Below are 7,460 nucleotides of genomic sequence, written 5' to 3' on the forward strand. Positions count from 1 at the left end.
CGCCCGCCTCATGCGGAAGGTGAGGGCGGGCGATAAGACTGCAGCCAATGCTCCAGCTGTTCCGGGAGCATTGGCCGCGCGAACAGAAAGCCCTGCTTTTCGTCCACGCCGACCTCGTCGAGGAAGTGGTTTTCGCTCTCGGTTTCCACGCCTTCGGCGATCACTCTGAAGGCCAACGCCTCCGCCGCCGCAACGATCGCGCGTACCAGCGATTGCGAAACCGGGTTGAAATTCACCCCGCGCACGAAGCTTTTATCCAGCTTGATGGCGTCCAGCGGAATACGCGCCAGCTGCGCCAACGACGAATAACCGGTACCAAAGTCGTCGAGATGCACCTGCGCACCCAGTTCGCGCAGCCGGGTGATCAGCACGCGCGCGCGATTTTCGTCTTCAATCAGGCTGCTCTCGGTCAATTCGAAGTCCAGCAGGCATGGGGCCATGCGATGATGGCGCAGCACCCCGAGCAGATCGTTGACGATGCTGTCATCGGCCAGCTGCCGGGCGGAGAGATTGACCGCCACCCGCAGATTCAACCCCTGTTCTTGCCACTGCGCCGCCTGGCCGGCGGCGGTCTGCAGCACCCATTGGCCCAGCGGACCGATCAGGCCGGACTCCTCGGCGTAGGAGATGAACTGCAGCGGCGGGATGAGGCCGCGCTCCGGAGAATCCCAGCGCACCAGCGCTTCCACGCTGTGCACTTCACCGCTGCGCGCGTCGATTTTAGGCTGGTAGTACAGCACCAGCTGATTTTGCTCCAGCCCTTTGCGCAGGTTGGTATCGAGCCACATGTATTCGGCGACGCGTTTGTTCATCTCCGGCGAGAAAACGGTATAGGTGCGTTTGCCGTGCTCCTTGGCGACGTACATGGCGGTATCGGCGCTGCGGATCAGGCTGTCGAGATCGTTGCCGTGCTCCGGGCACAGCGCGATGCCGATCGAGCAGCCGGTATACACTTCAATCAGACCGATGCGGAACGGCGTTTTCAGCCGATCGATGATGCGCTGCGCCAGCGTTTGCAGGCGCTCGCGGTCGGTCTGCGGCGCCAGCACCAAAAATTCGTCACCGCCCAGACGGGCGAGCACCTGATCGGGGCTCAGGCAGCCGAGGATCGCCAGCGCGACTTCGACCAGCAGCCGATCGCCGAACATATGGCCGTAGGCGTCATTGACCTTCTTGAAGTTGTCGAGATCGAGGTACACCAGGCCGAAACTCTCTTCGCCGCGCGTGGCGATGGCATGATTGATCTTGTCTTGGATGGCGTTGCGGTTCGGCAGGCCGGTGATGAGATCGGTGTTGGCCAGCACCCGCAGCCGCTCCTGCGCGCGGCGTTCTTCGGTAATGTCGGTACCGGAGCAGATCAGAAAAACTTCGTTCTTGCCGCTGCCGCTGTGCACGAACTTGTTGCGGAACAGGAACAGCCGTTCTCCCTTGACCGTCTTTACCCAGCGTTCAACTTCATACGATGAACCGTTGCGGAAGAAGCCGGCGATGTTGCGCCTTGAGGCGGCGGCTTCTTCCGGGCTCATGAACAGTTGGAAAACGTTTTTGCCGATCACTTCGTGTTCTTGCAGCCCGGTGTACTCCTCGCTCAGCCGGTTGAAGCGTTGGATACGGCCGTGTTGATCGACGATCACGATCACCGAGTTGGCTTCGGACACCACCTGTTCGGCGAAGGAGAGGCCGTGCACCAGATCGCGCGCCACGGATTGGGTGTCGCTGAAGGCTGAAGCGGTGCCCGCCCATTCGAGATGGTTGACGCGTCGCCCGACCAGATGCAGATGCAGCGGTTCACCGGCGAGCGTAATGGTCAGTTCAAGGCTGGCGGTGACGCCGGTCAGGCGGCGAATTTTCGCCGCTTCCATCGCGCTGAGCGCCACCGCGATGTGGGCTTTGCCCTTAACGGCGGACAGCTCCAAAGCATTGCTGTCAAACGCCAGCCGCCAATGGGGGCTCTGGGTGCCGAAGTGGGCGTTAAGAAGCTCAGGGCCTTGGTCTGCGGACATGATGATTCCTCAAAAGAGCACGGGCGGCCGGTCAGCACGAAGAACCGGCGGGCAGCCTGTTGGCCCGAAAGTGGTCGCCGTGCGCGTCTGTGCATCATATAACAGGTTTCCACAGGCGGGGCGGGTGATGGAAACTATTATATAAGCAATGATTGGTTTTGCGGCGTAAGCGGCACCTGACGGCCGGTTGTCTTAAAGTGTAGGAGGAGAACATCGGGCCGCGCGAAGTTTGTACAGATTCTTCTCGCTAGCGAAAAACGGTTGACGTAAGGTTGCCGTGAACGCGAGTAAATTATAGCGTTGAGGGTGAGACTGAAAAATAACTCCGCCGAGGGGATTTGCGCCGGGAAATTAAAATTTCCGCCGAATAAACGCCATCTTCATACTTTTCTCATAATTGGTGAATAAACCCATGATGGGTTTTAAAAAGTTTACACACCCTCGCATTACTTGAATTTTATCAGCCTATTATTATCTCCGACGACGAATGAGCCTGTTAACGTACAGCGCTCCTGATGAAGAAAAATTTTTAAGGAAATGATTATGCGTAAATTGACGGCTTTATTTATTGCTTCCACGCTGGCCCTGGGTTCTGCTTCTGCGGCGTTCGCCGCCGACACGACAACCGCTCCGGCGGCGGATGCGGCACCGATGAAAATGATGCATCACAAGGGCGAAGGCAAAGGCGGCCCGTTCGCTGGGCTGAACCTGACCGAGCAACAGCGCCAGCAAATGCGCGACATCATGAAAGATTCGCACCAAAAACGCGGGCCGGGCATGAAAGAGGAACGCCAGGCGCTGCATAATCTGGTCGCTTCCGACAGCTTTGATGAAGCGAAGGCGAAAGCGCAAATTGACACGATCAATAAAGCGCAATCCGAACGCATGCTGGAGCGCGCCAAAGCAGAAAATAAAATGTATAACCTGCTGACTCCTGAGCAGAAAAAACAATACAATGAGAATTATCAGAAACGCGAACAAAAAATGATGGACCACATGAATAAAATGAAGGAGCAGATGTCCTCCGGTCAGTAATATGCGTTCGCAGTGAATAATAAGGGCCAGACGAAATGTCTGGCCTTTTTCATGCATGATTGCCGCTCGATGTTGTATTGCGCGATCGTCATTTCCCGCCGCCAATTTGTCGGAACTGTTCAGCAACGGCCTGCGCAAAACGCGGGTCATTAATATGATAAGGCGTTTTTATCAATCGGCGCCTGTCGGTGGCGTGCACCGTTTCCTCCAGCGTTTGCGTAAAGGCGGCCAGCGCCGCCGGATCCCAGAACGGTTGGCCGGGCGCATCCAGAGCTGACACGCCGCCCGTCGGAATCACAAAGCGCACTTCGCCCGTGCAGGCGTTGATTTTTTCGCCTATCCAACGCCCGGTTAGCGCGTTTTCCTGCACGCTGGTGCGCACCAGCGTGACTTGCGGGTTGTGATGGTGGTGCAGACGGTCGGCGTAGTGAGCCGGTACCGTATTCGGCGCGCCGAAGTTGATCATGTCGATAGCGCCGCAGGAGATCACGCACGGGAGGCCGGTACGCGCGATGGCGCCGAAACGATCGGCATTACAGGGCAGCACACCGCCAAACAGGTAGTCGGTCACTTCGGTGGTGGTTAAATCGATGGCGCCGTGCAGTTGGCGGCTATCGATCAGTTTTTCCAGCGCTCTACCGCCGCTGCCGGTCGCGTGAAACGTCAGGCAATCCCATTGCGGTGCAAGGTTGGCGACCAGCGCCTGAACGCAGGGAGTGGTAACGCCAAACATCGTCAGGCCGATCGCGGGTTTGTCTTCGAGATGATCGGCGGCAGCGAAGCGTACCGCCCCGGCTATCTGACGCGCCGCGTTGCCCAGTACCCGCCGTGAGATGCGGTTGAGGCCGGCGAGATCGGTGACCGAATACATCATGTTGATGTCGCTGGCGCCAACATAGGCGGAAACGTCGCCCGCCGCCATGCTCGAGACCATCAATTTCGGCATGCCAATCGGCAGCTGCTGCATGGCCGGCGTAATGATGGCGGTGCCGCCGGAACCGCCCAGGCCAAGCAGGGCGGCGATATCGCGCCGCGTCAGGATAAAGCGTTCAAAAGCGATCGCCATGGCGGCGATCGCTTGGCCGCGGTTGGCGCAGAAGACCGCGCCTGCGCCCGCCGGATGGTGACGGGCAACCTCTTCTGGGCCGATATCGGCCGGGGAGTTAAACGGCAAGCTACGGGTGGAGAGATCGACGGTTAGCGTGGGCAAATTCAGGCTGGCAATCAGCCGCCGCACATACTCCAACTCTTGTCCTTTGGTATCTGCTGTGGTAGCAATATAGACAAAATTTGAAGTATCTTTCATGCATTTTTCCGAAGGGATTTCTAATTTTTAATTAAAAACATTATGTTATGTTTTTTGATGTTCCCTGGTGTTGGCTTTTAAGTTAAATTGATTAATGTATTTATATAATGAGACGGTAGTATCATTTTTGCAAGGGCAGCTCAATGAAAAATGGGACTCCTGTCTCATTTTTGAGCTTTTTAGCGCGGCCGAGGTTTCACCGCCAACCGGTCGGCCGTGGCGTATCTCCGGTCGCGCAAGCATGTTCAGATGTATGAGGTTTAAGTGCCGATAAATGCTTTTCCCGCCCCGTCCGATCTTTCACTGACTTCCGCCCGGGCTAAAACCTATCGTTTGCTGCTGGGGAGCGCGATGGCGCTGTATGACGAAGGGGCGTTCCCTTCGATCACCGAACTGGCGGCGCACGCGCAGGTTTCACGTGCAACTGCCTACCGCTATTTCCCCACTCAAAGTGCGCTGATTACCGCCGTGGTGACGGAAAGCCTGGGGCCGATCCTGGCCTGGCGCCCGCAAGATAACGATGCGCTGAAACGCATTCAGCAGTTGCTGGCCTTCGCCTATCCCCAGATGGAGCGACATGAGGGCGCATTACGCGCAGCGCTGCAGCTCTCTCTACAGCAGTGGGCGAACGCGACGCCGGGCGAAAAATTCGTGCGTGGTAACCGTAAGCGGCTGCTGCAGCTGGCGGTAGAACCGTTGCAGGGCAAACTGCCGCCGGATTCTCTACAGAGAGTGATTTATGCTTTCTCGCTGATTTACGGTTCGGAGGTGTTCTTGGTGCTGAAAGATATCTGGGGGCTGGAGCTGGAGGGTATTCAGGACGTCACGCAGTGGATGGCTAAAGCTATCCTCCGTCAGGCGGAAGAGGATGCGATGAACAGCAAAAAAACATCAGCAGGATAATCCAATTTTTGCCGATGGCCGAGTGATAAACCAGCATAATTCACTGAGTGAATATTGGCAAAATTTATAATTAAAAGTGATAAAAGACGCCTGTTAAGCACTTTTCAGGCGATCTCCCCCTTCGGTTTATCTGATTTATATCTTTATTTATCAATTTGTTAAATTTAATCTTCTCGCTTTCGAACGCCACTTAGACACCGTGCAATATCATTGTCCTTTCTTATCGCTGCTCACCTGATTCACCCTTGAAACGTTCTCTCCTTCCCCTGGACTACCGAATGACACATTAAGCGCACTTGAGATTGTTGTGCTTTATTTATTTGGTGTTACCAAACTGTTACACAAAAAATCTTATAAAACATTTGCAAACAACAACGGACGGTATCTGGGATGGAGAAGAAACTTAGAGGAGTCAAATCCGCTCGGGCGGCCTTCGGCTGGCCTGAGATCGGGGTTCATCGCGCGCAGTGGAGCGCAATGTTGATCTGCCTGACGGCGATTGGCGGGGCGCAGGCCGCAACCTATATAGAGAACGGCAAGGCAGGCGATCCGGCCAGCTGGCGCAGCAGCGAGTTCAATGCAGAATGGGGGCTGGGGGCGATCCACGCCGACCAGGCCTACGCCGCCGGTTATACCGGAAAAGGCATCAAACTCGGCATTTTCGATCAGCCAGTCTACGCCAAACACCCCGAGTTCGTCGGCCCCGATAAAGTGATCAATCTGGTTACGCATGGCATTCGCGAATACACCGATCCCTATATTCCGGTGAAAAAAGGCGATGATTTCCGCTATGACGGCACGCCGAGCGTGGATTCCGACGGCACGCTCGGTTCGCACGGCACCCACGTGGGCGGCATCGCCGCCGGCAGCCGCGACGGCGGCGCCATGCACGGCGTGGCGTTCAACGCGCAGATCATCAGCGCGGAGAACGGCGACCCCGGCCCGGAAGACGGCATTGTGCTCGGCAACGACGGCGCGGTGTATCAGGCCGGTTGGGATGCGCTGGTGGCCAGCGGCGCGCGCATTATCAACAACAGCTGGGGCATCGGCATTACCGATAAATTCGCCAAGGGCGGTAAGAACCCGGCTTATCCGCATTTCACCGTTGACGATGCGCAAAAGCAGTTCGATCAGATCAAACAGATCCTCGGCACCAAGCCCGGTGGCGCCTATCAGGGCGCGATCGATGCGGCGCGCAGCGGCGTGGTCACCATCTTTGCTGCCGGTAACGATTACAACCTGAACAATCCGGACGCCATGGCCGGCCTGGCCTATTTTGTGCCGGATATCGCGCCGAACTGGCTGTCGGTCGCCAGCCTGCAGGATCCGACCAATACCGGCGACTACAGCATCAGCACCTTCTCTTCCCGCTGCGGCTACACCGCCAGTTTATGCGTCTCGGCGCCAGGTACCCGGGTGTACAGCTCGGTGATTGAAGGTACCAGCGTAGAGAATCTGACTACCGACTACGCCAAATACAGCGGTACCTCAATGGCGGCGCCGCATGTGGCCGGCAGCGTTGCGGTGCTGATGGAACGCTTCCCGTATCTGAATGGCGCGCAGGTGGCGGATGTGCTGAAAACCACCGCCACCGATATGGGAGCGCCTGGCATCGATGCGCTCTACGGCTGGGGGATGATCAACCTGGGCAAGGCCATCAACGGTCCGGGTATGTTGGTGACCGTCGAAGATATTCCCGCAGAATTCCGCATCCCGGATCCGACGGGCGTGGCTTACGGCCCGACCCAGTTCGTGGTGGATTTGCCGGGCGTCGGCGCGGTGCTGGACAAAGGCAAGCCGACCGAGCGCGTCTGCAGCGATACGCTTTGTGGCCTGGATTTCTGGACTAACGACATCTCCGGCCACGGCGGCCTGACCAAAGAGGGCGTGGGCACCCTGGTGCTGACCGGCACCAACACCTATGCCGGCCCGACGCTGGTCAATCAGGGGCGGCTGGCGATCAACGGCTCGGTCACCTCGGATGTCAGCGTGCAGAACGGCGGCATCGTCGGCGGCAGCGGCACGGTCGGTTCACTGACCGCACGAAGTGGCGGCACCGTGGCACCGGGCAACTCGATCGGCACCCTGAACGTGGCCGGCAACGTCAGCTTCGAGCCGGGGTCGCGCTACGCGGTGGAAGTGGGCCCGAACGGCCAGAGCGATCGGATCCAGAGCAGCGGCTCGGCGACGATCGGCGGCGGCGAGGTGGCGGT

At 57.7% G+C, this 7,460-nt stretch carries 5 protein-coding genes; 3 read left to right on the forward strand and 2 right to left on the reverse strand.

The window, feature by feature from the left end:
- Window positions 1-8: 8 nt before the first annotated feature.
- Window positions 9-2,003 carry a cyclic di-GMP phosphodiesterase gene (pdeR, locus tag ACRAWE_RS24280; RefSeq protein ID WP_019455253.1) on the reverse strand — a complete coding sequence of 665 codons (1,995 nt, stop codon included), beginning with the start codon at window positions 2,001-2,003 and terminating at the stop codon, window positions 9-11.
- 543 nt (window positions 2,004-2,546) lie between these two features.
- Between pdeR and spy the strand changes: the two genes are divergently transcribed.
- Window positions 2,547-3,038, forward strand: coding sequence for an ATP-independent periplasmic protein-refolding chaperone Spy (gene spy / locus ACRAWE_RS24285; RefSeq protein ID WP_019455252.1), 492 nt, complete (start codon window positions 2,547-2,549; stop codon window positions 3,036-3,038).
- Between the two features lie 88 nt (window positions 3,039-3,126).
- On the opposite strand, the gene ACRAWE_RS24290 is transcribed toward spy, so the two are convergent.
- Window positions 3,127-4,344: a Tm-1-like ATP-binding domain-containing protein gene (locus ACRAWE_RS24290; protein WP_432526007.1), complete on the reverse strand. Its 1,218-nt coding sequence runs from the start codon at window positions 4,342-4,344 to the stop codon at window positions 3,127-3,129.
- 351 nt (window positions 4,345-4,695) lie between these two features.
- Between ACRAWE_RS24290 and ACRAWE_RS24295 the strand changes: the two genes are divergently transcribed.
- Window positions 4,696-5,247 carry a TetR/AcrR family transcriptional regulator gene (locus tag ACRAWE_RS24295; protein WP_019455250.1) on the forward strand — a complete coding sequence of 184 codons (552 nt, stop codon included), beginning with the start codon at window positions 4,696-4,698 and terminating at the stop codon, window positions 5,245-5,247.
- A gap of 390 nt (window positions 5,248-5,637) precedes the next feature.
- Window positions 5,638-7,460, forward strand: a 1,823-nt coding sequence (locus ACRAWE_RS24300; RefSeq protein ID WP_432526008.1) for a S8 family serine peptidase, incomplete at its 3' end; no start/stop codon positions are given.

It is taken from the genome of Serratia sp. BFP-2025, assembly GCF_050880365.1.
Lineage (GTDB): Bacteria > Pseudomonadota > Gammaproteobacteria > Enterobacterales > Enterobacteriaceae > Serratia > Serratia surfactantfaciens.

Bases quoted from the DNA above. Each gene is read 5' to 3' on its own strand.
- pdeR (WP_019455253.1), bottom strand. From the start codon at position 2,003: ATGTCCGCAGACCAAGGCCCTGAGCTTCTTAACGCCCACTTCGGCACC.
- ACRAWE_RS24295 (WP_019455250.1), top strand. From the start codon at position 4,696: ATGGCGCTGTATGACGAAGGGGCGTTCCCTTCGATCACCGAACTGGCG.
- ACRAWE_RS24290 (WP_432526007.1), bottom strand. From the start codon at position 4,344: ATGAAAGATACTTCAAATTTTGTCTATATTGCTACCACAGCAGATACC.
- spy (WP_019455252.1), top strand. From the start codon at position 2,547: ATGCGTAAATTGACGGCTTTATTTATTGCTTCCACGCTGGCCCTGGGT.